Origin of the sequence: Pseudomonas sp. Irchel s3b6, from assembly GCF_900187415.1 — a bacterium.
In the GTDB taxonomy this organism is placed as follows: Bacteria; Pseudomonadota; Gammaproteobacteria; order Pseudomonadales; family Pseudomonadaceae; genus Aquipseudomonas.
Genome location: NZ_FYDM01000020.1, coordinates 37,264 through 60,623 on the forward strand (window position 1 = coordinate 37,264; position 23,360 = coordinate 60,623).

Here is a 23,360-nt window from a genome sequence, read left to right on the forward strand (position 1 = left end):
GAGGCAATGTGGAGACTGTGTGGAGATCACTCACTTCAATAAGCCACACGCAGGGGGTCAGGGAAGCTGCAGTGTGACTTCCACGCCGCCCGGCACATTGCCGACGTGCATTGCCCCGCCATGCAACTTCACCACCTCTTCGACAAAGTTAAGCCCCAGCCCGGTGCTTTTACGTCCACTGTCCGGGCGGGGTAGTGAGTAGAAACGCTCACTCAATCGCGGCAAGGCGTATTCGGGAATCGGCTCGGCCTGGTTGAACACCTTGAACACAAGCTGATCGCCCTGCCGCTCGGCACTGAAGCGCAACACACCCTCGACCGGACTGAAATCCAAGGCGTTTTCCAGCAAGTTGCCTAGCGCCTGACGCAGTAAAAACGGCTCGCCCATCACATTCAAATCCGCTGAAATCCGCAGGTCGACCCGCAGTTGCTTGCGCTCGATCCGCGCCTGCTGGCCGCTGAGCAGTTCATCCACCAACGCCGCCAATGGCACCGCCACCCGCTCCTCCAGTCCCTGGCGCTGTTCAACCTGAGCCAGGTTCAACAAGCGCTCGATCAACTGCTGCATCCGCGCGCTTTCGCTGTCGATGTTGCTGACAAAACGCTGTTGCTGCGCCGCCGGCATCTCACCCTGCAGCAACTCGGCGGCACCGCGAATCGCCGCCAGCGGGCTTTTCAATTCGTGGGTCAGGGTATGCACATAACGCTCGACGTAGGCCTTGCCCTCCAGTTGCGTGCGCATGTGCTCCACGGCCACGGCCAACTGCTCCAGTTCGCCTCCCCGATAGTGAGGCAATTGGGCCCGCTGGCCTTCACTGACGGCCTGGGCGTAGCCGGTCAGACGCCGCAAAGCCCTGCTCAGCCACCACGACAGCGCCGCGCCGAACAGCAGGCCCAAACCGATCAACCCGGCGCCGTACCACAGCAAGCGGCGCTCGGTACGGTCGACGTAGGACTGCAAGGAACTGTTGGGCTTGGCCACGGTGACCACGCCGATGATCTGCCCGTTGTCGCGAATCGGCGCGCCGACGTGCATCACCGATGAACCGGGGTCGTCGGCAATGCTGCGGGTCGAGCGTGCACCGTATTGACCGCGCAGGGTCAGGTAGACATCGTTCCAGCGTGAATAGTCCTGGCCCAGCGCCGTGCCGCTGGAGTCCAGCACCACGATGCCCTTGGCGTCGGTGACGTAGATACGGTGGTTGACCTGGTTCTTCGGCAAGCCCCAGATACTTGCCGCGGGTTGCCGCTCGCCATAGGCCTTGAGCAACTCGGGCCAGCGGTTCTGATTGAGGGTGCCGGCCTTGAAGTCGTCGCGCAGGATCTCGGCCATCAGGTTGGCGGTGTCCACCAGGGTTTCTTCGGTGGACTGGCGCACGCCGGGGCGGATCTCTTCCATCACGGTGCTGAGCACGAAGTAGCCGGTCAGGCCGATGAACAGCACATAGACCAGGAAGATCCGGATCCCCAATGGCATCAGCTGTGCCCTGGGCTGTAGCTGTAACCGAGGCCTCGGTGGGTCTGGATCGGCTCGGCGTTGGCCGCCACCAGGCGCAACTTGGCGCGCACGCTTTTGATGTGGCTGTCGATGCTGCGCTCGTACCCGGCATCGGCGGCCACCCCGAGCGCATCGAGCAATTGCTCGCGGCTGAACACCCGTTCGGGTTGTTCCAGCAGGCACTGTAACAGTCGAAACTCATGCCGGGTCAGGCTCAACGGCTGACCGCGATAGCTGATCACCACCCGCTCGCCGTCGACCTGAAACAACGCGCTGGTGGACTCGATCCCCGGACGCGGCGCCATGCGCTTGAGAATCGCCCGGACCCGCGCCGCTACCTCACGCGGGCTGAACGGCTTGACCACGTAATCGTCCGCGCCGATCTCCAGGCCCACCACCCGGTCGATCTCACCGTCGCGGGCACTGAGGAACATCACTGGCACTTCACTGAAACGTCGCAGTTGCTTGCAAGTTTCAAAGCCGCTGATGTCCGGCAAGCCGATGTCGAGAATGATCAGATCGGCCGGTGTCATCCGTTGATGCTCAAGCGCGGCCGCCCCCAGGCTCAACCACGTGGTGGTGAACCCCTCGCCTTGCAACGCATACACCAGGGTATCGGCAATCGCCGCTTCGTCTTCGACAATCAGGATATGAGGCATGGCATCCAGGCCCGGCAATTGAATGGACGAACGGTGCCCCAAGGCGCAGTCGTCGTCAATCCGACAGCGGTGAATCAGCGGCGGGACTGTAGTACCTAGCAGTTCTGATAGTAGGCAACGGCTGAAAAAGCGCCGATGCTCAAGGTTCATTTTTTGGGATCCTGCATGGAGCAAAGTTGATGCCTGCTTCCTCGCGCTTAACCGAATTGTCCCGCTATCACTACGACCCGCTAGATCGCCAAGTCGGTTGCTCACTATTGAACCAGGCCACCTTCCAGCGCTTTTACTTCAAGAGTCGATTGGCCACTGAAATCCAGGGTTCACTGCACACCCGCATTTTCCAGCACGACGATCAATTGCTCGCGCAACAGAGCTACCAGAGCGGCAAGGCCAATACGGCCCTACTGGCGACGGATCAACAACGCTCGGTATTGAGCGCCCTCGACGCGGCTCAAGTTCATCACCTTACCTACACCCCCTACGGCCATCGCCCAGCGGAAAATGGTTTGCTCAGCCTGCTCGGGTTCAACGGCGAACGGCCGGACCCGCTGACCGGGCATTATCATTTGGGGAATGGGTATCGACAGTTCAACCCGGTGTTGATGCGGTTTAACAGTCCGGACAGTTGGAGTCCGTTTGGCAAGGGGGGGGTGAATGCGTATGCGTATTGCGTAGGGGATCCGGTTAATCTAACAGATCCAAACGGACACTTCACGATTCTGCCAACTTTACGTAGTTTACGACGACCTACTACGATAGCTGTAGTCCCTCCTAGTCCATTGATTACCCCATTGGCTAACACAAATCGAGCAGCGCCTTTAACGACCGTCGCGAATGTCCCAACCAGGCAGATGCCTGAATGGACGCGCATCGAACTCGTAGTGGATTTACCTCCACCACCGCCAGCTATAGGCTCAACTCCAGGTAACTTCGCGCCTGGACAAACGATATATGGTCGAGGAGGCCCCTCATCTGAATCATATGGAAGGTCGGTTGCCAACCCTCCACCAAGGCCTCATACACCTACCAGTGGAATGTATAGCGGGAGGAACAATTCCTCTGAAACAATGAATGGCCGGGCACTACCATCTACTTCCACAACGGGGGAAAATGCCGGACTCCCGACTTATGACGAAGCCGTTCCGCACATAAGCCCCGACGATCCAAACTACTCACTGGCAAGACTTAGCATTGCAATCCGCAGAGACGAATTGAGCCGAATCCGTGATCCCCACGGCAGCTTGTCACATTAGGCATTCCGAAGAACAGAGCCATACTATTGATAGGCACTCTGCTGTTTCAACAGTCCGGCTTATCCGCCGTAAAGCGCCGAGCCGGATTCACCGCTGCGCCAAATTCACGCAACGCCTTCGCCCCAATCAGCAACGGATAGTTAAAGCTGCTGCGATCAGTCAGGTTGACCTCGACCGTGCGCTTGACGTTGCCCAGGCACAGCTCCAGATCGACCACTGGCCGCTTGGTGGGTGCGACCTCTTCGTCTTCATCGTCGCTCTCTTCCGAGCGGGTCTTGATCTTGCTGATTCGCGCGACTTTGTGTTCGTAGACCTTGTTGCTCGCATCCTTGGTCGCCAGGCGGAAACGTACCCACTCCTCGCCATCGCGGGTAAAGGTTTCGATATCCCTGGCCGACAGCGAGGCGGTCAACGCGCCGGTGTCCATCTTGGCCTTGAGCACTTCACCGCCGATTTCCGGCAGCGCGATGTACTCGTAACGGCCGTACAGGGTCGGTTCGGCGGCCATGACTGGCAGGGCCAGGAGGGATAACAGTGCGAGGACGGATTTCACGTAAGGGATTCCCTGGGAGTAGGACAACGGGATTTTAGACCGCATTGGCGATGATCGTTCCCGCGCTCCCGCGTGGGAACGATCATTGCGAGTAGGTTAGAGGGGCAAAGGTGAAACATTCGTCGGCCCCCACATTTGGCCTGCGCGTCGAAGCTGCTTATCATGGCGCGCCCACGGATTGCCAAGAGTCATTTATGCGCCGCCTGCTCACCGGCTGTTTCGTCACCCTGTTGCTGTTACTCAACACCCTGGTTCTGATCGGGCCATTGCTGGTGTTTGCCCTGCTCAAACTGCTCCTGCCCGGGCGTTATCGCGACTATGCCAGCGCGGCGGTGATGTGGATCGCCGAGACCTGGGCCGAAATCGACAAGCTTATTTTTGCCCTGTGCATCCCCACCCAATGGGACATTCGCGGGGGCGAAGGCCTGCGGGTCGACACCTCCTACCTGGTGGTCAGCAACCACCAGTCCTGGGTCGATATCCCGGCACTGATCCAGACCCTCAACCGGCGCACGCCATTCTTCAAGTTCTTCCTGAAAAAGGAACTGATCTGGGTGCCGTTCCTGGGCCTGGCCTGGTGGGCACTGGATTACCCGTTCATGAAGCGCTACAGCAAAGCCTTCCTGGCCAGACACCCGGAGCTGAAAGGCAAGGACCTGGAAATCACCAAAGCGGCCTGCGAACTGTTCAAGCGCCAACCCGTGACCGTGGTCAACTACCTGGAGGGCACGCGCTTCACCCAAGCCAAACGCGGCGCCCAGCAATCCCCCTTCAAGCACCTGCTCAAGCCCAAGGCCGGTGGCGTGGCGTTTGTATTGGCCGCCATGGGCGAACAGTTGGACGCCATCCTCGACGTGACCGTGGTGTATCCACAGGCGAAGATTCCGGGGTTCTGGGATTTGATCAGCGGCGCGGTGCCACGGGTGATCATCGACATCAAGACCCGCGAGCTGGACCCGGCACTGTGGCAGGGCGACTACGAAAACGATTCGGTGTTCCGGGAAGACGTCCAGAACTGGTTCAACCAGCTCTGGACCGAGAAAGACGCACGCATCGACGCCTTGCGCGCCGAGCGTCGCTGAATCAGCTACCGGCGCCCCAGATACCGCCCAGGCTCTGCAGCAGCGTACCGGCCACACCCTGTTGGCCCAGGAACTGCAGCAGGATCGGGGCAAACTGGCCAACCATGCCACCGTCCATGCCCAGTGCGCTGAAGGCTGTATTCAGGTCATTGGTGTCCTTGACCGTGCCCAGGGCATTTTCCAGGCCGGCCGTTTTACCGGACGAACCCAGCAAGCCCGCCAGGGCGCCCAGCTCACCGCCACCCGCCAGTTTTTCGATCCCCGGCACGCTCTTGGCCAGCTCCGAATAGTCAGTGGAACTGAGCTGGTTCTTCGCCAGGCCCAACATCGCACTGGTGCCGCCAATCGCTTGTTCCGGCGTCACGTTCAGCGCGCTCAAGGCGCTCAGCAAACCGACGGCCTGCGAGGTTGGGGCCGTGGCTGCGGCCTTGTCGCCACCTTGCATGCCCGATACTGCACCCGCTACATCGTTCAGGCTGAAACCGGCGAAGACCGGGTTGGCCGCCAGAGTCATGAGCGAAGCCAAAGCAAAACCGCGTGAAATCTTCATCGAAACCAACTCCTGAACTCTCAAAGGTGCCCTTCATGGGCGACGAACCGCCATTTTGACTGAAACCGGCCCGGGAATGTTCCGCGTTCACCCATCCATTTTCAGCACTGAGATGCATAAGGACCGTGACACCCGCACCAGCAGCCGATGAATGGCACGACCGCCCAGGCTGGGCTAGCCTGTGAGCACCACGCCCATAACCCGCCCGCGCACCGCTTTCGCCTGGAGAATGACCATTTCCACCGCCGACGCCGATTCCCTCAGCCAGCTCCTCGCGCAATGCTCACTCGGTGACCGCCGTGCATTCGAGACCCTGTATCGCAGCACCGCACCACGCCTGCATGGCGTGGCCCTGCGCTTCATGGGCAACCCGGCGATGGCCGAAGACGTACTGCAGGAAAGCTTCGTGCGCATCTGGAACAACGCCTCGCGTTATCAGGCGCAGGTGTCGGCGCCGATGACCTGGATGATCAACATCACCCGCCACCAGGCCATCGACCAGCTACGCAAACACCGCGACCGGCGCCTGACCGCTCAAGAGGAACAGGCACTGGCCGACAATGCGCCTTCAACCCAGGAATCTTTCAGTAGCGACCGCGAAACCCATGCGCTGAACCGCAGCCTGGAGACCCTGGATGACAAACAGCGCCAGTCGATCAGCGCGGCCTACTTTCAGGGGTTGAACTGCCGGGAACTGGCCGAGCACCTGTCCGCGTCCCCGGGTTCGGTCAAATCCTCGGTTCGCCGTGGCATGGAACGCCTGCGCAGGTGCCTGGAGTCATGAACATTCATAACCGCCGCCTGCGCCGAGCGCTGGCCGCCGACTACGCCATTGGCCTGATGTCGGTACCCGCGCGCCGGCGTTTCGAACAGCGGCTGCTGGACGACACCGAACTGCGCAACGAGGTGGCCAAATGGCAAGAAAGCCTGGCCCGGCTCAATGAACCCCTGGTGGCCGTCCCGGTGCCAGACCGGGTATGGGCCGCCATCAACGCGCGCATCGAACCACAACACCTGCACGTACCGGCCAGACGTCCGTCCTGGAATGGGTTGCGCATCACGGCGGCGATCTGCTTGCTGTTGGTGGCGCTGACCCTGGGGCTGTTTTACCACCGCGACAACGCCCGCTACAGCGCCACCTTGCTCGACGCCAGCGCCCAACCGGCCCTGCACATCAAGGCCCAGGACAATTATCTGCAAGTCGACCCCCTGACCCTGCCCGCCGTCGCCCCCGGTCGCAGCCTGGAACTGTGGGCGATTCCGGCCGACGGTAAACCCCTCTCAATGGGCATGATCCCGGTGGGCGGCCAAGGTCGGATTGGACTGAACGGTGAACAGCAGGCACTGCTAGGCGAACCGATTGCACTGGCGGTCAGCCTGGAACCGGAGGGCGGCTCACCCACCGGGCAACCGACGGGGCCGGTGTTGTATCAAGGGGCGTTGGCAGCGTTGTAGATCGAGCATGCTCAGACTGATCATTTGATCGCTCCCATGCTCCACGTGGAAATGCCGCCCGTGACGCTCTGCGTCACCTCCCACCGCCGACCCTAGCAGTTCTGCTAGTACACAACCCCGCTCGCTTGGGCCACAGTAAAACCCTGAATCGCCGCGCCTTCCAGGGAGCCCCGCCCATGCCAACCCAGCACAAAACCCTGCTCTGCCGCTACCGCTATGACTCACTGGACCGCCTGGCCGATTGCACCCCAGCGGCACAGACCAGCACCCAACGCTTCTACCTCAAAGACCGCCTGGCCACCGAGATTCAAGGCGCGATACAGCGCTCGATCCTCCAGCACGAAGACCAACTGCTGGCGCAGCAACAACGCCAGAACGGCATGCAGGAAACCCACTTGCTCGCCACTGATCAGCAACGCTCGGTGCTGGCCATCCTCGACGCCACACGCCCCCATCACCTCGCCTATACACCTTATGGTCATCGCATTCCAGAGAACGGCCTGCTCGGCTTCAACGGCGAACGGCCAGACCCGGTGACCGGGCACTATTTGTTGGGCAATGGTTATCGGGCGTTTAACCCGGTGTTGATGCGATTCAACAGTCCGGACAGTTGGAGTCCGTTTGGGAGAGGTGGGTTGAATACGTATGTTTATTGCTTGGGAGATCCGGTGAATCAAAGGGATGAAACCGGACATATGCCCTTACGGTCAATCTTCAGTAAAATTCTGGGGAGGCCGGTTACCCGCAGGGAGAGATTACTCAGTAACTCGACACAAAGCCTGAGTTCATCACGGGAAAGCTTAAACACCCCCATAGCCTCCACCAGCCTAGCAAATTCCACCAGCACCAAAACCGATGTTTCCTACCTGATCAAGTCAGAAGGCACGATAGCTAGCATTAAAAATAAAATAGCTAGAAACGAAGCCAAACTTCAAAATACAAGGCATAACATTCTAAACTTAAAAAACCAGCCAGATAGTTACCTGGAAAGAATCACAAAAATAAATTCTGAAGAATACGGCATCCCGATCCCGTCTAGAACCTTAACAGAAAAAGACGCCCCACAGATTCAAAAAGAGCTGCGCCGTCTAACAGAACTAGAACAACACTATGAAAACAAGCTAATCGCATTAATCAAAAAAGCCGAAGCCAACCAAAAAAAAACAGATCACAATAAGAACCGATTCATAAATTAATCTGCTAATGAAAGGGCGACACACCGTTACCCTCTCTACATTTAAAGCAGATTTACGCCATATTAAACAAATTATGCGGATCAACCACAAACTTCTTCGGCGCACCCGCATCAAACTCACCATACCCCCGTGGCGCATCATCCAGGCTGATCACCTCAACGCCCACGATGTCGGCAATCTTGACCCGGTCCCACATGATCGCCTGCATCAATTGGCGGTTGTACTTCATGACCGGGGTCTGGCCGGTGTGGATGCTGTGGGATTTTGCCCAGACCAAACCAAAGCGGATGCTCAGGCTGCCCATTTTTGCGGCGGCATCCACTGCACCCGGATCTTCGGTGACGTACAGGCCCGGAATACCGATCTTGCCGGCCATCCTCGAAGCGATACATGCTATCACTTCGCTTGGTGGCTTGAATGCTTATGGATACTGCGTGGGGGCTCAGTCAGTCAAGATGATAAGACGGGACACTTCGGCCATCCGATTAAAAGCCTTTTGATATTATTAAAACCTGGAATCCCGTCACCCCTCCCAGAGTTTTCACGCTTGTTCTTCTGCCCGTCGTTTTCAGTTCACACTAAAACAGCATTGACAACTATCAGTTCTGATCGTAGCGGAAAAGTTTTTGGCACCCCAAACTGAAGACTCCTACCAATGTAATGGAGTACAACATGATAATGAAAAAACTCGCGGCAATTACGGTGATACTTTCAGCCCTTGCGGGCAACGCCTTCGCGGATATCGCAATGTGCCCGCAAAAGTCCAGCATCAAACAGCAGAAAGAAGCTGAAGGGTGGAGCTACAGTGCAATCGGGCCGAATGGCCGTCTCTGGGTGGGCGAAAACCCCTATGCGGAAGAGGAGCATCTTGAAACGTTCAAGTTCACCGGAGCGCTGTACCGGGATGTCAGCTCTGAAGGTAATACAGACGTGGTCTCCTGTGATTATGAGGGCGATGACTGGTTCGCGTTTGCGCGGCTGACGTTGTACTCCTTTAAAGACTGGGCGTCCGTGCCGGGGACAAAGTGGAAGTCCCAGTCAAATAACGTAAAGGACGGTGCCCACAAAAAAGCCAAGACCATCGAAACCTGCGAATCACTTTCCCAGAAAGAATGTGCATTCAACTACAGCTCACTGGTCAAGCCATAGGGAAAAGCAACCGCAGATAATTGACAGTTCCAACACTAAAAAAGGGCGACTGAAGTCGCCCTTTCCCCCGCCAGTTCCAGGCGTCAGGCCGCACTAAACAACTTATGCGGATCAATCACGAACTTCTTCGGCACACCCGCATCAAACTCGCCATAGCCACGTGGCGCATCATCCAGACTGATCACCTCAACACCCACAATGTCGGCAATCTTGATCCGATCCCACATGATCGCCTGCATCAACTGGCGGTTGTACTTCATGACTGGGGTCTGGCCGGTGTGGAAGCTGTGGGATTTTGCCCAACCGAGACCAAAGCGGATGCTCAGGCTACCCATTTTCGCGGCGGCGTCGACGGCGCCCGGGTCTTTGGTAACGTACAGGCTCAGAATACCGATCTTGATCATTCCCCAGCCCCAGCCCCAGCGTGAGAATGCCGCCCGTGACGCTCTGCGTCACCTCCCACCATCAACCCTAGCAACTCTGCTAGTAGGCAACCCCGATCGATTGAGCCACAGTAAACCCTGAATTGCCGCGCCTTCCAGGGAGCCCCGACCATGCCAACCCACCGCGAGACCCTACTCTGCCGCTACCGCTACGACCCTCTGGACCGCTTGGCCGATTGCACCCCAACGGCACAGGCCAGCTCCCTACGCTTCTACCTCAAAGACCGCCTGGCCACCGAGATTCAAGGCGCGATACAGCGCTCGATCCTCCAGCACGAAGATCAACTGCTGGCGCAGCAACAACGCCAGAACGGCATGCAGGAAACACGCTTGCTCGCCACTGATCAGCAACGCTCGGTGCTGGCCATCCTCGACGCCACACGCCCCCATCACCTCGCCTATACACCTTATGGTCATCGCGTACCGGAAAACGGCTTGCTCAACCTGCTCGGTTTCAACGGCGAACGGCCAGACCCGGTGACCGGGCACTATTTGTTGGGCAATGGTTATCGGGCGTTTAACCCGATGTTGATGCGGTTCAACAGCCCGGACAGTTGGAGTCCGTTTGGAGAGGGGGGGTTGAATGCGTATGGGTATTGCGCGGGAGATCCGGTGAACAGGAGTGATCCTACAGGGCACCGCCCATGGATACTTAACTTTTTAAATGGCATAAAGAAGAGGTTGGGATTTAGTAAAAAGCCATCTCCGAAAAAACCATCGCCTGCGGAAAAGACGAATGTTCCTGTTGCGAAATCAGACAAAAACAATCAGCACATGAACAGCCGCCGCCTTTCCACCCCTGAAGATCTACCCTCTATTCCGAAAAATTGGAGACACGACGAGTCTGAAATCGTCCGTTTTTATAGAGATACTTACTACAGCACCACCGACCAAGCAGTGAAGGATGAAATGCTGGACGGGCTGACAAGGCACTTCAAGTCAAATCCACCCCCTGGATACAAAGTACTCCCTGATTACGAAGTGCGATCAAGTAGTTACTGGAATTGGCGGAGCCAATTTCACCAAAGTGGTAGTTCTAGCAGCTCTAGTAGCTCTAGTAGCTCTAGTAGCTCTAGCAGCTCTAGCAGCTCCAGAAGACTTAGAAGCCCCATAACTCACATCACTGCCATTAGACAAGATTTCAAATTCCAATAACCTCATTCAAGAATGTTGAAATGGATGACCAACGCATTGATAAAGCACCAAACCTCAGGCTACGCCTACTTGCCACAGGAGCTGGTAAACCTGAAGACGTCGACCCTTTCAATTCAGTTGGTAGCAACGTAGGCCGATTGCATCGCAGTTAATCCTTAATCCGATTTCCTTGTCAGGGAGCGAACCTCATGCACATCAACAGCAAAATTCTTCTTTGCCGATATCATTACGACTCGCTGGATCACCTGGCTTCCAGTAAACCGGCAGTACAGGCCGACACCCAACGCTTCTACCAGAAACGTCGCCTGACGACCGAGATCCAGGGCGTGGTGCAGCACTCGATCATGCAACACGACGACGAACTGCTGACCCAGCAACAGCATTTGAGCGGCACAGTGCAAACCAACCTGCTCGCGACCGACCAACAGTGCTCAGTGATGAAAGTGCTCGATGGGATTAAGCCTGATGCGTTCGTCTACACACCTTATGGTCACCGCTCACCGGAAATGGCTTGGTCTGCCTCCTCGGTTTCAACGGCGAACGGCCAGACCCGGTGACCGGGCATTATCTGTTGGGCAATGGTTATCGGGCGTTTAACCCAGTGTTGATGCGATTCAACAGCCCGGACAGTTGGAGCCCATTCGGGGAGGGTGGTTTAAATGCGTACACGTATTGCGTGGGGGATCCGGTGAATGGACGAGATCCTAACGGACATACACCTATCTGGCTGAAAAGCATTCTGCGCGGGCTTGGGGTGATGAAAAAACGCGGCACTGCCAATACTGTTAAAATCACGTCGATTACAAAACCCCCTTCCAACCTAGCTGATAAAGAACATGTTTTTCTTGGCTTTCACGGTACGAGCAAAAAAAACGCGGCCGATGTATTGAGCGTAGGAGTCCATGACAACAGCAAACATATTTTTATAACCAACACCTTCGACGGGGCGAAAAGTTACGCCAGCCTACATGAAAATGGCTCAATCCTTGCCGTTTACACTAATAAATTTTAAGAGCTGCGCTCATACTCTGCACGCGGCATAGTCAAGGGCTCCAGCAATATAGAGCAAGTTAAAATCCCCAAAGAAATTCACACTTCCTTAACATTCAAAAATATAGAAAATTCAGACATAAGCTCAAACTTCAATAGATTTATGTACGAACAAGAACTTGCTGCACACTGGACAATTAAATTCCGACAGCAGTAATAGAAAATCACCAGCTACCGCAGACCCAATGCAATATCCACACTGTTAAAAAAGGCGACATTACGTCGCCCTCTTTTTCACCTCATACCCCTAAGCCGCACTAAACAACTTATGCGGATCAATCACAAACTTCTTCGGTACACCCGCATCAAACTCGCCATAACCACGTGGCGCATCATCCAGGCTGATCACCTCAACGCCCACGATGTCGGCAATCTTGATCCGGTCCCACATGATCGCCTGCATCAACTGGCGGTTGTACTTCATGACCGGGGTCTGGCCGGTGTGGAAGCTGTGGGATTTAGCCCAGCCCAAACCAAAGCGGATGCTCAGGCTGCCCATTTTTGCGGCGGCATCCACTGCACCCGGATCTTCGGTGACGTACAGGCCCGGGATACCGATCTTGCCGGCGACACGGACCACGCCCATCAGCGAGTTGAGCACGGTGGCCGGAGCTTCGTGTTTCACCCCGGCATGGCCGTGGCCACGGGCTTCGAAGCCAACGGCGTCGACGGCGCAATCCACTTCAGGCTCGCCCAGCAAGGCGGCGATCTGTTCGTGCAGCGGGGTGTCCAGGGACAGGTCGGCGATTTCGAAACCCTGGGCCTTGGCATGGGCCAGGCGGATCGGGTTGACGTCACCGATGATCACCACCGCAGCGCCCAGCAAGCGCGCGGAAGCGGCAGCCGCCAGGCCGACCGGGCCGGCGCCGGCGATGTATACGGTGCTGCCCGGGCCAACGCCGGCGGTGACAGCGCCGTGGTAGCCGGTAGGCAGGATGTCGGACAGGCAGGTCAGGTCACGGATTTTTTCCATGGCCCGGTCGCGATCCGGCAGTTTCAGCAGGTTGAAGTCAGCGTACGGCACCATGGCGTATTCAGCCTGGCCACCGGTCCAGTCGCCCATGTCGACATACCCGTAGGCACCACCAGGACGGGCCGGGTTAACGCTCAGGCAGACACCGGTGTGCATCTCCTTGCAGGAGCGGCAGCGCCCACAGGCGACGTTGAACGGCACCGACACCAGGTCGCCGATTTTCAGGTTCTCGACATCGCTGCCCTTCTCGATCACCTCGCCGGTGATCTCATGACCCAGCACCAGACCGGTCTGGGCGGTGGTGCGACCGCGCACCATGTGCTGGTCGGAACCACAGATATTGGTAGAGACCACGCGCAGGATCACACCGTGCTCGATCTTCCTGCCGCGCGGATCCTGCATTTTCGGATAGTCGATTTTCTGCACTTCGACCTTGCCCGCGCCGAGATACACCACACCACGATTGCCAGACATGCTTTCACCTCGCTGTTGTTGTTATTGAGCGGCAAGCTTCAAGCGTCAAGCTACAAGCTGACCTCAGCACACCGCTTTTACTTGAAGCTTGCAACTTGAAGCTGCTTTCAGAGAACAACCGTGCGATTGGCGTTCAAGAACACCCGCCGCTCAATGTGATACCCCACCGCCCGAGCCAGGGTCAGGCCTTCGATATCTCGCCCTTTAGCGATCAGGTCTTCGGGGTAGTGGCTGTGATCCACCGCTTCCACGCCTTGGGCGATGATCGGGCCTTCGTCGAGGTCGTTGTTGATGTAGTGCGCCGTGGCGCCCACCAGTTTCACGCCCTTGTTGTAGGCCTGGTGATAGGGCTTGGCACCCTTGAAGCCGGGCAGCAGGGAGTGATGAATGTTGATCGCCTTGCCGTCGAGCTTGCGGCACAGCTCCGGCGACAACACTTGCATGTAGCGGGCAAGGACCACCAGTTCGGCGCCGGACGCCTCGATCACCTGCCACACCTGACGCTCCTGGGACGGTTTGTCGTTGGGGTCGAGGGGAAAATGGTAGTACGGAATCTGGTGCCAGTCGGCCAAGGGCTTGAGGTCCGGGTGGTTGGACACCACGGCGACGACGTCCATCGACAACTGGCCGATGCGCTGGCGGTAGAGCAAGTCGTTAAGGCAGTGATCGGCCTTGGAAACCATGATCACCACTTTGGGTCGATGATGCGGCGGTGTCAGCTCGAAGATCATGCCGAAGGCTTCAGCTCGTTCAGCCAGACCTGCGCGGAATGACTGTTCGTCAAAGCCGTCGGGCTGACGGAATTCCACGCGAATGAAGAATCGGCCCGAGAGCCGGTCGTCGAAGGAGTGGTGTTCGGTGACGTAGCAACCCTGTTCGAACAGAAAGCGGGTCACCGCGTCTACCGTGCCGAGCACGCTGGGGCAGTCGGCGGTCAGAATCCATGTGTCTGGGGCGCGGCTCATAGTGCGGTGACTCCTGTTGCGAAACCAACACGGCAAAGGCAATACCACACTGTGGCGAGGGAGCTTGCTCCCTCGCCACAGGTGGGAATGATCATCAGGCCTGGACGCTCAGCCCGTATTCCGCTGCCGCATCCTGCAACCACAGCCACCAGTAATCGGAGAAGCTGCGACGGATCAGCAGTTCCCAGGTGTCTTCAGCGGTATGGCGAATCATCAGCTGGGACTTGGCGAACACCGTGCCCACCGCCTTGCCCACCGGGAAGTTGTTGGGGTGCACGTCATAGCTGGTGGATTTCATCAGCACTTCACGCACATTCGGGCCGCTCAGCTCGAGGAGCTGCTGACCGCCGCTGACATTGACGATGGCGATGTGCAGGTCACCCAGCGCGGCGCGCAGCTTCTGCTCGGCGGCGAACTCTTCGCCGGTCGGCACGATCAGCAGCCACTCGTCCGGTCCCATCCATTGCAGGCTGGTTTCACCTTTGCCGACCACGGTCAGGGCCACGGGCAGTTCCAGACCCAGGGCCTTGTGCACACCGGCTGCGAATGCAGGGTCATGGCCATCGCCGCGAAGGGTCAGGTGGCCCAGCAGTTTTTTCTCGCGCACGGTGACACCGGCGCTCTTGCGGCCCTTGCCCACCAGGCTGGCGAGGTCGGCATGATGCAGCGACGACTCGGCCTTGGCCCCGGTGGTTGGGCGTTGTTGGTACACATTGGCTGCGGTCATAAAGCACCTGTCCTGAATTCTGTGTCCCCCCGCGCCTGGCGCGGGGGTGATCGATTACACGTTCTGGCGATCGCCTTTCGGATCGAAGAACACCGAAGAAACGATTTCCGCTTCGATCACGCTGCCGTCGGCCAACGGTGCGAACACTCGCTCACCGAGGCGCTCCAGACCGCCCTTGACCACACCCATGGCAAACGAGTAGCCCAGGGAGTTGTGGGCGTAGCTGGAGGTCACATGACCGACCATGGTCATCGGGATCGCTTGCTTGGTGTTGAACACCAGCTGCGCACCCTCCGGCAGCCATTTGGTCGGATCGATTGGCTTGAGGCCGACCAGCTGTTTACGCTGATCACGCACGCAGTCTTCGCGATTCATGCCACGCCAGCCGATCCACGAGAACGGTTTGGTGCGACCCACGCACCAGCCCATGTTCAAGTCGTCCGGAGTCATCGAGCTGTCCGTGTCCTGGCCGACGATGATGAAGCCCTTCTCGGCCCGCAATACGTGCATGGTTTCGGTGCCATACGGCGTCAGGTTGTACTTCTTGCCGGCCTCGACGATTTTCTCGAGCACGCCCATGGCGTAGTCGGCCTGCACGTTGACTTCGTACGACAGCTCACCGGTAAACGAAATCCGGAACACCCGCGCTGGCACACCACCGACCAGGCCTTCTTTCCAGGTCATGAACGGGAAGCCGTCCTTGTCCAGGTCGATGTCGGTGACCTCGCTGAGCAGCTTGCGGCTGTTCGGCCCGGACAGGGTCATGGTCGCCCAGTGATCGGTGACCGAGGTGAAGTACACCTTCAGGTCCGGCCATTCGGTCTGGTGATACAGCTCCAGCCACTGCAGCACACGCGCGGCGCCGCCCGTGGTGGTGGTCATCACGAAGTGGTTGTCGGCCAGGCAGGCGGTGACGCCGTCATCGAAGACCATGCCGTCTTCTTTGCACATCAGGCCGTAGCGCGCCTTGCCCACGTCCAGCTTGGTCCAGGCGTTGGTGTAGACGCGGTTGAGGAACTCCCGCGCATCCGGTCCCTGGATGTCGATCTTGCCCAGTGTCGAGGCATCGAGCAGGCCGACGCTTTCACGCACGGCCAGGCATTCGCGCTTGACCGCGGCATGCAGGTCTTCGCCGTTGCGCGGGAAGTACCAAGGGCGCTTCCACTGCCCGACGTCTTCGAATTCGGCACCGTTCTTCACGTGCCAGTGATGCAGCGCGGTGTATCGCACCGGCTCGAAGATATGCCCACAGTGACGACCGGCCACCGCGCCGAAGGTGACCGGCGTGTAGTTCGGGCGGAACATGGTGGTGCCCATCTGCGGGATGGTCACGTTCAGCGAACGGGCGGCGATGGCCAAGCCATTGACGTTGCCCAGCTTGCCCTGGTCGGTACCGAAACCCAGTGCGGTGTAGCGTTTGACGTGCTCGACCGATTCGAAGCCTTCGCGGGTCGCCAGTTCGATGGCGGCGGCGGTGACGTCGTTTTGCAGGTCGACGAATTGCTTCGGCGCCCGTGCGGTGCTCTTTTCATGGGGGACCTGGAACAACGCCAGGGTCGATTCCTCATGGCGGCTCAGGGCCTTGGGCAGCACGCCTTCGACCGTTTTGAAACCGGCTTCGGCGGCGGCGCGGGCGCCCCCCTCAAAACCGTCGGCCAGCGAGTCACCGAGGCTATAGACGCCGTTGATGCCACCGACGCATACGCGCTTCTGCGGAGCTTCGCCCGGTACAAAACCGAGGATGTCTTCACGCCAGATCGGCTTGCCACCCAAGTGCGAGGCCAGGTGAACCACCGGGCTGTAACCGCCGGAGCTGGCGACAATGTCGCACTCCAGCCATTCACCCGGACTGGTCACGGTGTGGGCTTTGACATCGATGGCCGCCACGCGGGCAGCGGTCACGTGCTTGCTGCCACGGGCTTCGATCACCGCGCTGCCGGTCAGGATACGAATGCCTTTGGCCCGCGCTTCTTCCACCAGCGCACCGCGCGGGTTGCTGCGGGCGTCGGCGATGGCGACCACTTGCAGGCTGGCATCGAGCCAGTCCAGGGCCACGCGGTAGGCGTGATCGTTGTTGGTGGACAGCACCAGTTTTTTACCCGGCGCCACACCGTAGCGACGCACGTAAGTCGAGACGGCACCGGCCAGCATGTTGCCCGGCACGTCGTTGTTGCCGTAGACCAGTGGACGCTCGTGGGTCCCGGTGGCCAGCACCACGCGCGTGGCGCGAACCCGGTGGATGCGCTGGCGCACCTGGCCGATCGGCGCGCGGTCGCCGAGGTGATCGGTGAGGCGCTCGTGAATGGTCAGGAAGTTGTGGTCGTGGTAGCCGTTGACGGTCGCCCGTGGAAGCAACAGCACATCCGGGGTGGCCTTCAGCTCGGCGATCACGTTGGCGACCCACTCGGTGGCTGGCTTGCCATCCAGGCTTTCGCGGGTATCGAGCAGGCTGCCGCCGAACTCTTCCTGCTCATCGGCCAGGATCACCCGGGCGCCGCTGCGCGCAGCGGCCAGGGCAGCCGCCAGACCGGCAGGGCCGGCACCGACGATCAGCACGTCGCAATGCTGGTTCATGTAGTCGTAGGTGTCCGGATCATTCTCGGTCGGCGAACGACCCAGGCCGGCAGCCTTGCGGATGTACTTCTCGTAAGTCATCCAGAACGATTGCGGGTACATGAAGGTTTTGTAGTAGAAGCCCGGCGGCATCAGCTTGCCGCCGACCTTGCCGAGAATCCCCATCATGTCGTTGTTCACGCTCGGCCAGCCGTTGGTGCTAGTGGCGACCAGGCCCTGGTACAACGCCTGTTGCGTGGCCCGGACGTTGGGGATCTGGGTGGCTTCGGTGGCGCCGATCTGCAGCACGGCGTTCGGCTCCTCGGAGCCTGCGGCGAAGATCCCGCGCGGACGGGAATACTTGAAGCTGCGACCGATGATGTCGACGCCATTGGCCAGCAGTGCAGCAGCCAGGGAGTCGCCTTCAAAGCCTTTGTAGACCTGGCCGTTGAAGGTGAAGGTCAGGACTTTGTTGCGGTCGATCCGTCCACCGTTGGACAGGCGATTGATCTGGCTCATACCTTCGCTCCCAGAGCCTGCGCGGCCACTTTCGGACTTTCAGTCTTGTCGGTGAACTGCGGCTTGCTGCCGATCTTGTAGGTCTCGAGAATCTCGTAGGTCACGGTGTCTCGGGTGACGTTGAAGTACTGGCGGCAACCGGCAACGTGGTCCCACAGTTCGTGGTGCAGGCCGCGAGGATTGTCACGGAAGAACAGGTAGTCGCCCCACTCCTCGTCGGTGCAGGTGTTCGGATCCAGTGGGCGCGGAATGTGCGCCTGGCCGGATGCATGGAATTCCTCTTCGGAGCGCAGTTCGCCGCAGTGAGGACAGAAGATATGCAACATAGGGATTTCTCCTGTTAGTGGGCGACCGCAGCAGCGCCGTGTTCATCGATCAACGCACCGTTGTGGAAACGGTCGATGGAGAAAGGTGCGGCCAACGGGTGCATTTCACCCTTGGCCAGGCTCGCGGCAAACACGTTGCCCGAGCCGGGTGTGGCCTTGAAACCGCCGGTGCCCCAACCGCAGTTGAAGAACATGTTCGGCACCGGGGTTTTCGAGATGATCGGGCAGGCGTCCGGGGTGGTGTCGACGATGCCGCCCCATTGGCGGTTCATGCGCACGCGGGACAATACCGGGAACATCTCGACGATGGCCTGGATGGTGTGTTCGATCACCGGGTAGGAACCACGCTGGCCGTAGCCGTTGTAGCCGTCGATACCGGCACCGATCACCAGGTCGCCCTTGTCGGACTGGCTGATGTAGCCGTGCACGGCGTTGGACATGATCACGCTGTCGATAATCGGCTTGATCGGCTCGGACACCAGCGCTTGCAGCGGGTGGGATTCGATCGGCAGGCGGAAACCGGCCAGCTTGGCCATGTGCCCGGAGTTACCGGCGGTGACCACGCCGACGCGCTTGGCGCCGATGAAACCCTTGTTGGTTTCCACGCCGATGCACACACCGTTTTCCTTGCGAAAGCCGATCACTTCGGTCTGCTGGATCAGGTCCACGCCCAGGGCGTCGGCGGCACGGGCAAAGCCCCAGGCCACGGCATCGTGGCGAGCCACGCCGCCGCGACGCTGGACGGTCGCGCCCATCACCGGATAGCGGGTGTTCTTCGAGCAATCGAGGTACGGAATCTCGTCGGCCACTTGCTGGGCGTTGAGCAATTCGCCGTCGACGCCGTTGAGGCGGTTGGCGCTGACCCGACGCTCGGAGTCACGGATGTCCTGCAGGGTGTGGCACAGGTTGTAGACCCCGCGCTGGGAGAACATCACGTTGTAGTTCAGGTCCTGGGACAGGCCTTCCCAGAGTTTCATGGCGTGTTCGTAGAGGTGCGCCGACTCATCCCACAGGTAGTTGGAACGCACGATGGTGGTGTTGCGCGCGGTGTTACCGCCGCCCAGCCAGCCTTTCTCGACCACGGCCACGTTGGTGATGCCGTGCTCCTTGGCCAGGTAGTAGGCAGTCGCCAGACCATGCCCGCCGCCGCCGACGATGACCACGTCGTAGACCTTTTTCGGGGTCGGCGTGCGCCACATCCGCTGCCAGTTTTCGTGGTGGCTGAGGGAGTGTTTGAAGAGGCCGAAGCCTGAGTAGCGTTGCATAGTCATTTACTCCAAAACCGCGCTCAGCGATAAACCGGGAAGTCCGCGCACAGGGCCGCGACGTTCTTCGCCACATCGGCTTCAACGTCGGCGTCGCCGAGGTTGTCGAGGATGTCGCAGATCCAGCCGGCCAGTTCCGTGCACTGGGTGACCTTGAAGCCACGCGAGGTCACGGCCGGGGTGCCAATGCGCAGGCCCGAAGTGACGAACGGCGACTGTGGGTCGTTCGGTACGGCGTTCTTGTTCACGGTGATGTGGGCGCGACCCAGGGCGGCGTCGGCTTCTTTACCGGTCAGGCCCTGGCGGATCAGGCTCACCAGGAACAGGTGGTTGTCGGTGCCACCGGACACTACATCGTAGCCACGTTTGATAAAGATGCCGGCCATGGCCTGGGCGTTGTCGATCACTTGCTGTTGATACACCTTGAAGCCTGGCTCCAGTGCTTCCTTGAAGCACACGGCCTTGGCGGCGATCACGTGCATCAGCGGGCCGCCCTGGCCACCGGGGAACACGGCGGCGTTGAGTTTCTTTTCCAGCTCTTCGTTGGCGCGGGCCAGGATCAGGCCGCCCCGTGGACCGCGCAGGGTCTTGTGGGTGGTAGTGGTGACCACGTCGGCGAACGGAATCGGGTTCGGGTACAGACCGGCAGCGACCAGACCGGCGACGTGGGCCATATCAACAAAAAGATAAGCACCGACTTTGTCAGCGATCTGACGGAAGCGCGGGAAATCCAGGGTCTTGGAGTAAGCGGAGAAGCCGGCGATGATCATTTTCGGCTGGTGCTCGACCGCCAGGCGCTCGACTTCGTCGTAGTCGATCAGGCCGGTGTCGGTGTCGATGCCGTATTGCACCGCGTTGTAGAGCTTGCCGGAGAAGCTGACCTTGGCACCGTGGGTCAGGTGCCCGCCGTGGGCCAGGCTCATGCCCAGTACGGTATCGCCGGCTTGCAGCAGGGCCAGATAGACCGCCGCGTTGGCCTGGCTGCCGGAGTGCGGCTGGACGTTGGCATAGTCGGCGCCGAACAGCTGCTTGGCGCGCTCGATGGCCAGGGCTTCGACCTTGTCGACGTGCTCGCAACCGCCGTAGTAACGCTTGCCCGGATAACCTTCGGCGTATTTGTTGGTCAGGCCGCTGCCCTGGGCTTCCATGACGCGCTTGCTGGTGTAGTTCTCTGACGCGATCAGCTCGATGTGATCTTCCTGGCGCAACTCCTCGGCATTCATCGCCGCCAGCAGTGCATCGTCGTAACCCTGGATCTGGTCTTGCTTGCTGAACATCGCGTCTCTCCCAGCGGCGGCGGTGCGCCATTCGTCTCGGTGAGGCACCTGCCTTTGCGCAGTGCCCTTTGAATGCGATGGTATGGCCGGCTTCGAGTGGTCAAATGCCTATGGACGCCACGCAAAGGTGCGTTTACGACATGCTGTGCCGGTAGACTCTTGAACAGGGCTCAGGACAGGACCTGACGCAGGCCCAGTAACAGCAGGAAATGCACGGGATAGAGCGCGTAAGCCCAGCGCCGCATCGGCGGTGGCGAGCACTGGCGCACACCGCGCAACAGCAACAGACCGCCCAGCGGTGCGATCAGGCAGACGCCAAAAGCGACCTCGGCAAGCGTGTTGCCGTGGCGACCGGCGGCAATCAGCGCCTCCCACTCATTGGCCGCCAGACAGACCAGTCCCGGCAACACGGCGAAATACCACGGCTTGCGGATCACCAGCAGCGTCGCCAGGGGCAGCAGGACACCGAACACACCGAACATCAGTCGTTCACTGAACAGTGCCCCCAGCAGCAGCGCCACCAGCCCCAACCCGCGCGCCTGAATGTCCGGTTGTTGCCAGCCACGCGCAACCAGCAACCCCAGCGCCAGTGTAGGCAACACGTTTAAAACGCCAGGATCAGGGATATACAACCGGTAGGGTATTTCGCTCAACAGACTGAACAGCAGCAACCAGCCCAGGTAACGCCACTGACGCACGCCATCGCCAGGCACCGCGGCCGGCCGCGCCAGGTTGGCCGCCATTGCCAGGCAAAACCACGGGAACGCCAGACGCCCCGGCACATACAGCAGGTCCAGGGGCAACCCGATGTAACGCAGGTGATCGAGCACCATGCTCAGCAGCGCCAACCATTTGAGCAGATCGAGTGCCCCGTCACGTTGAGTCACGTGCATAATCGCCCATCGACTGTGTAGTTTTCTGACAGATACATCCCGTGTGCTCCCCGGACGATCTTCGGTAAAGTGCGCACCCTCATTGACCAACGAACTCTTCACCCAAGAGTCTCGACCACGGAAGCGGGCCATGACCGATAAGAGCCAACAATTCGCCAGCGACAACTATTCCGGTATCTGCCCTGAAGCCTGGGCCGCCATGGAACAGGCCAACCAGGGCCACCAGCGCGCCTATGGCGACGATGAGTGGACTGCCCGCGCCTCGGACGACTTCCGCAAGCTGTTTGAAACCGACTGCGAAGTGTTCTTCGCCTTCAACGGCACCGCCGCCAACTCACTGGCCCTGTCGTCGCTGTGCCAGAGTTACCACAGTGTGATCTGCTCGGAAACCGCCCACGTCGAAACCGACGAATGCGGCGCGCCGGAATTCTTCTCCAACGGCTCAAAATTGCTGATCGCCGGCACCGAAAACGGCAAGCTGACGCCAGCCTCGATCCGCGAAATCGCCCTCAAGCGCCAGGACATCCACTACCCGAAACCACGGGTCGTGACCCTGACCCAGGCCACCGAGGTCGGCAGCGTCTACACCCCGGACGAAATCCGCGCCATCAGCGCCACCTGCAAAGAACTGGGCCTGAACCTGCACATGGACGGCGCGCGCTTCTCCAACGCCTGCGCTTTCCTCGGCTGCTCGCCCGCCGACCTGACCTGGAAAGCCGGCGTCGACGTGCTGTGCTTTGGCGGTACGAAAAACGGCATGGCGGTCGGTGAGGCGATTCTGTTCTTCAACCAGAAACTGGCCGAAGACTTCGACTACCGCTGCAAACAGGCCGGTCAACTGGCGTCGAAAATGCGCTTCCTCTCGGCCCCTTGGGTCGGCATTCTCGAAAACAACGCCTGGCTCAAATACGCCCGCCACGCTAACCACTGCGCGCAGCTGCTGGCCGAACTGGTCAGCGACATTCCCGGCGTTGAACTGATGTTCCCGGTACAGGCCAATGGTGTGTTCCTGCAGCTGTCGGAGTCGGCCGTCGCGGCACTGACCGAGAAAAACTGGCGTTTCTACACCTTCATCGGCAAAGGCGGCGCCCGCTTCATGTGCTCATGGGATACCGACGAAGAGCGCGTGCGTGAATTGGCGAAAGATATTCGTGAAGTGATGAGTGCCTGAATCTGGCACCAGCAGCGGCAGGCGCATCCGGATTGCGTCGCGCCGCTCATCAGAACTGTTATTTCTGACAGTTCAACTGCTCTGCAACGCTGGCGTATCGTCGGAACACCTGAAAAGGTTGCGCAGTCTTTCAGGAACAAGGCCCGTCGAACATTCGGCGCAAACGCTGTTCCAG

21 protein-coding genes and 3 pseudogenes are annotated in these 23,360 nt (G+C 59.4%); 10 read left to right on the forward strand and 14 right to left on the reverse strand.

Translation table 11 applies throughout. From position 1 onward, the window contains the following. Window positions 1–57 precede the first annotated feature (57 nt). Window positions 58–1,476: a two-component system sensor histidine kinase CreC gene (creC, locus tag CKW07_RS22965; RefSeq protein WP_095147188.1), complete on the reverse strand. Its 1,419-nt coding sequence runs from the start codon at window positions 1,474–1,476 to the stop codon at window positions 58–60. Beyond that, complete coding sequence (creB, locus tag CKW07_RS22970; protein WP_095147219.1) at window positions 1,476–2,156, reverse strand: two-component system response regulator CreB; 681 nt, start codon at window positions 2,154–2,156, stop codon at window positions 1,476–1,478. Before creB ends, creC begins: the two co-directional genes overlap by 1 nt. Window positions 2,157–2,335: 179 nt before the next feature. Between creB and CKW07_RS25995 the strand changes: the two genes are divergently transcribed. Beyond that, on the forward strand, window positions 2,336–3,409 hold the full coding sequence (locus CKW07_RS25995; RefSeq protein ID WP_095147189.1) for an RHS repeat-associated core domain-containing protein: 1,074 nt from the start codon (window positions 2,336–2,338) through the stop codon (window positions 3,407–3,409). 46 nt (window positions 3,410–3,455) lie between these two features. On the opposite strand, the gene CKW07_RS22980 is transcribed toward CKW07_RS25995, so the two are convergent. Beyond that, the gene (locus CKW07_RS22980; protein WP_159950321.1) at window positions 3,456–3,962 is read right to left on the reverse strand and encodes an ATP-dependent zinc protease; all 507 of its coding nucleotides are present in this window, start codon (window positions 3,960–3,962) and stop codon (window positions 3,456–3,458) included. A 194-nt stretch (window positions 3,963–4,156) separates the two neighbouring features. On the opposite strand from CKW07_RS22980, the gene CKW07_RS22985 reads away from it, so the two are divergent. Then, complete coding sequence (locus CKW07_RS22985; protein WP_095147191.1) at window positions 4,157–5,044, forward strand: acyltransferase; 888 nt, start codon at window positions 4,157–4,159, stop codon at window positions 5,042–5,044. A gap of 1 nt (window position 5,045) precedes the next feature. Here CKW07_RS22985 and CKW07_RS22990 read toward each other — a convergent pair whose 3' ends face one another. Then, window positions 5,046–5,594, reverse strand: coding sequence for a DUF2780 domain-containing protein (locus tag CKW07_RS22990; protein ID WP_095147192.1), 549 nt, complete (start codon window positions 5,592–5,594; stop codon window positions 5,046–5,048). Between the two features lie 147 nt (window positions 5,595–5,741). Here CKW07_RS22990 and CKW07_RS22995 point away from each other — a divergent pair. From CKW07_RS22995 to CKW07_RS23005, 3 genes and pseudogenes are all read left to right on the forward strand, one after another. Next, a pseudogene (locus CKW07_RS22995) lies at window positions 5,742–6,378 on the forward strand (RNA polymerase sigma factor). Continuing rightward, the gene (locus CKW07_RS23000) at window positions 6,375–7,049 is read left to right on the forward strand and encodes an anti-sigma factor domain-containing protein (RefSeq protein WP_095147194.1); all 675 of its coding nucleotides are present in this window, start codon (window positions 6,375–6,377) and stop codon (window positions 7,047–7,049) included. The pseudogene CKW07_RS22995 and the gene CKW07_RS23000 overlap by 4 nt, the downstream one beginning before the upstream one ends. A gap of 176 nt (window positions 7,050–7,225) precedes the next feature. Then, window positions 7,226–8,245: an RHS repeat-associated core domain-containing protein gene (locus CKW07_RS23005; protein WP_095147195.1), complete on the forward strand. Its 1,020-nt coding sequence runs from the start codon at window positions 7,226–7,228 to the stop codon at window positions 8,243–8,245. 52 nt (window positions 8,246–8,297) lie between these two features. On the opposite strand, the pseudogene CKW07_RS23010 reads toward CKW07_RS23005, so the two are convergent. Next, window positions 8,298–8,627: pseudogene (locus CKW07_RS23010) on the reverse strand (formaldehyde dehydrogenase, glutathione-independent); the annotation flags it as partial. A 290-nt stretch (window positions 8,628–8,917) separates the two neighbouring features. On the opposite strand from CKW07_RS23010, the gene CKW07_RS23015 reads away from it, so the two are divergent. Further along, entirely contained in the window at window positions 8,918–9,394 is a 477-nt protein-coding gene (locus CKW07_RS23015) for a DUF3757 domain-containing protein (protein ID WP_159950318.1), read from the forward strand. A gap of 83 nt (window positions 9,395–9,477) precedes the next feature. On the opposite strand, the pseudogene CKW07_RS23020 reads toward CKW07_RS23015, so the two are convergent. Then, window positions 9,478–9,792: pseudogene (locus tag CKW07_RS23020) on the reverse strand (formaldehyde dehydrogenase, glutathione-independent); the annotation flags it as partial. Window positions 9,793–9,948: 156 nt separating this feature from the next. Here CKW07_RS23020 and CKW07_RS25815 point away from each other — a divergent pair. From CKW07_RS25815 to CKW07_RS26000, 3 genes are all read left to right on the forward strand, one after another. Beyond that, complete coding sequence (locus CKW07_RS25815; protein ID WP_256577103.1) at window positions 9,949–10,992, forward strand: RHS repeat-associated core domain-containing protein; 1,044 nt, start codon at window positions 9,949–9,951, stop codon at window positions 10,990–10,992. Between the two features lie 188 nt (window positions 10,993–11,180). Further along, window positions 11,181–11,549, forward strand: a complete 369-nt coding sequence (locus CKW07_RS23030; protein ID WP_371850671.1) for a hypothetical protein — start codon at window positions 11,181–11,183, stop codon at window positions 11,547–11,549. Then, a complete protein-coding gene (locus CKW07_RS26000) occupies window positions 11,504–12,004 on the forward strand; it encodes an RHS repeat-associated core domain-containing protein (protein WP_371850672.1) in 501 nt (166 codons plus the stop codon). Before CKW07_RS23030 ends, CKW07_RS26000 begins: the two co-directional genes overlap by 46 nt. A gap of 285 nt (window positions 12,005–12,289) precedes the next feature. Here CKW07_RS26000 and fdhA read toward each other — a convergent pair whose 3' ends face one another. The 8 genes from fdhA to CKW07_RS23070 form a co-directional block, all read right to left on the reverse strand. After that, the gene (gene fdhA / locus CKW07_RS23035) at window positions 12,290–13,489 is read right to left on the reverse strand and encodes a formaldehyde dehydrogenase, glutathione-independent (RefSeq protein WP_095147197.1); all 1,200 of its coding nucleotides are present in this window, start codon (window positions 13,487–13,489) and stop codon (window positions 12,290–12,292) included. Window positions 13,490–13,596: 107 nt separating this feature from the next. Then, on the reverse strand, window positions 13,597–14,454 hold the full coding sequence (gene purU, locus CKW07_RS23040) for a formyltetrahydrofolate deformylase (RefSeq protein WP_095147198.1): 858 nt from the start codon (window positions 14,452–14,454) through the stop codon (window positions 13,597–13,599). A gap of 94 nt (window positions 14,455–14,548) precedes the next feature. Beyond that, complete coding sequence (locus tag CKW07_RS23045; protein WP_095147199.1) at window positions 14,549–15,181, reverse strand: sarcosine oxidase subunit gamma; 633 nt, start codon at window positions 15,179–15,181, stop codon at window positions 14,549–14,551. Between the two features lie 54 nt (window positions 15,182–15,235). Further along, window positions 15,236–18,253: a sarcosine oxidase subunit alpha gene (locus CKW07_RS23050; RefSeq protein ID WP_095147200.1), complete on the reverse strand. Its 3,018-nt coding sequence runs from the start codon at window positions 18,251–18,253 to the stop codon at window positions 15,236–15,238. Then, window positions 18,250–18,579, reverse strand: coding sequence for a sarcosine oxidase subunit delta (locus tag CKW07_RS23055; RefSeq protein WP_095147201.1), 330 nt, complete (start codon window positions 18,577–18,579; stop codon window positions 18,250–18,252). The genes CKW07_RS23050 and CKW07_RS23055 overlap by 4 nt, the downstream gene beginning before the upstream one ends. Before the next feature lie 14 nt (window positions 18,580–18,593). Next, window positions 18,594–19,844 (reverse strand): sarcosine oxidase subunit beta, encoded by a 1,251-nt coding sequence (locus CKW07_RS23060; RefSeq protein ID WP_027617102.1) that lies wholly within the window; start codon window positions 19,842–19,844, stop codon window positions 18,594–18,596. Window positions 19,845–19,867: 23 nt separating this feature from the next. Continuing rightward, window positions 19,868–21,121 (reverse strand): serine hydroxymethyltransferase, encoded by a 1,254-nt coding sequence (gene glyA / locus CKW07_RS23065; protein ID WP_095081391.1) that lies wholly within the window; start codon window positions 21,119–21,121, stop codon window positions 19,868–19,870. Between the two features lie 170 nt (window positions 21,122–21,291). Then, entirely contained in the window at window positions 21,292–22,014 is a 723-nt protein-coding gene (locus CKW07_RS23070) for a TraX family protein (protein ID WP_095147202.1), read from the reverse strand. A gap of 130 nt (window positions 22,015–22,144) precedes the next feature. Between CKW07_RS23070 and CKW07_RS23075 the strand changes: the two genes are divergently transcribed. Further along, on the forward strand, window positions 22,145–23,185 hold the full coding sequence (locus CKW07_RS23075) for a low specificity L-threonine aldolase (protein ID WP_095147203.1): 1,041 nt from the start codon (window positions 22,145–22,147) through the stop codon (window positions 23,183–23,185). The last annotated feature ends 175 nt before the right edge of the window (window positions 23,186–23,360 follow it).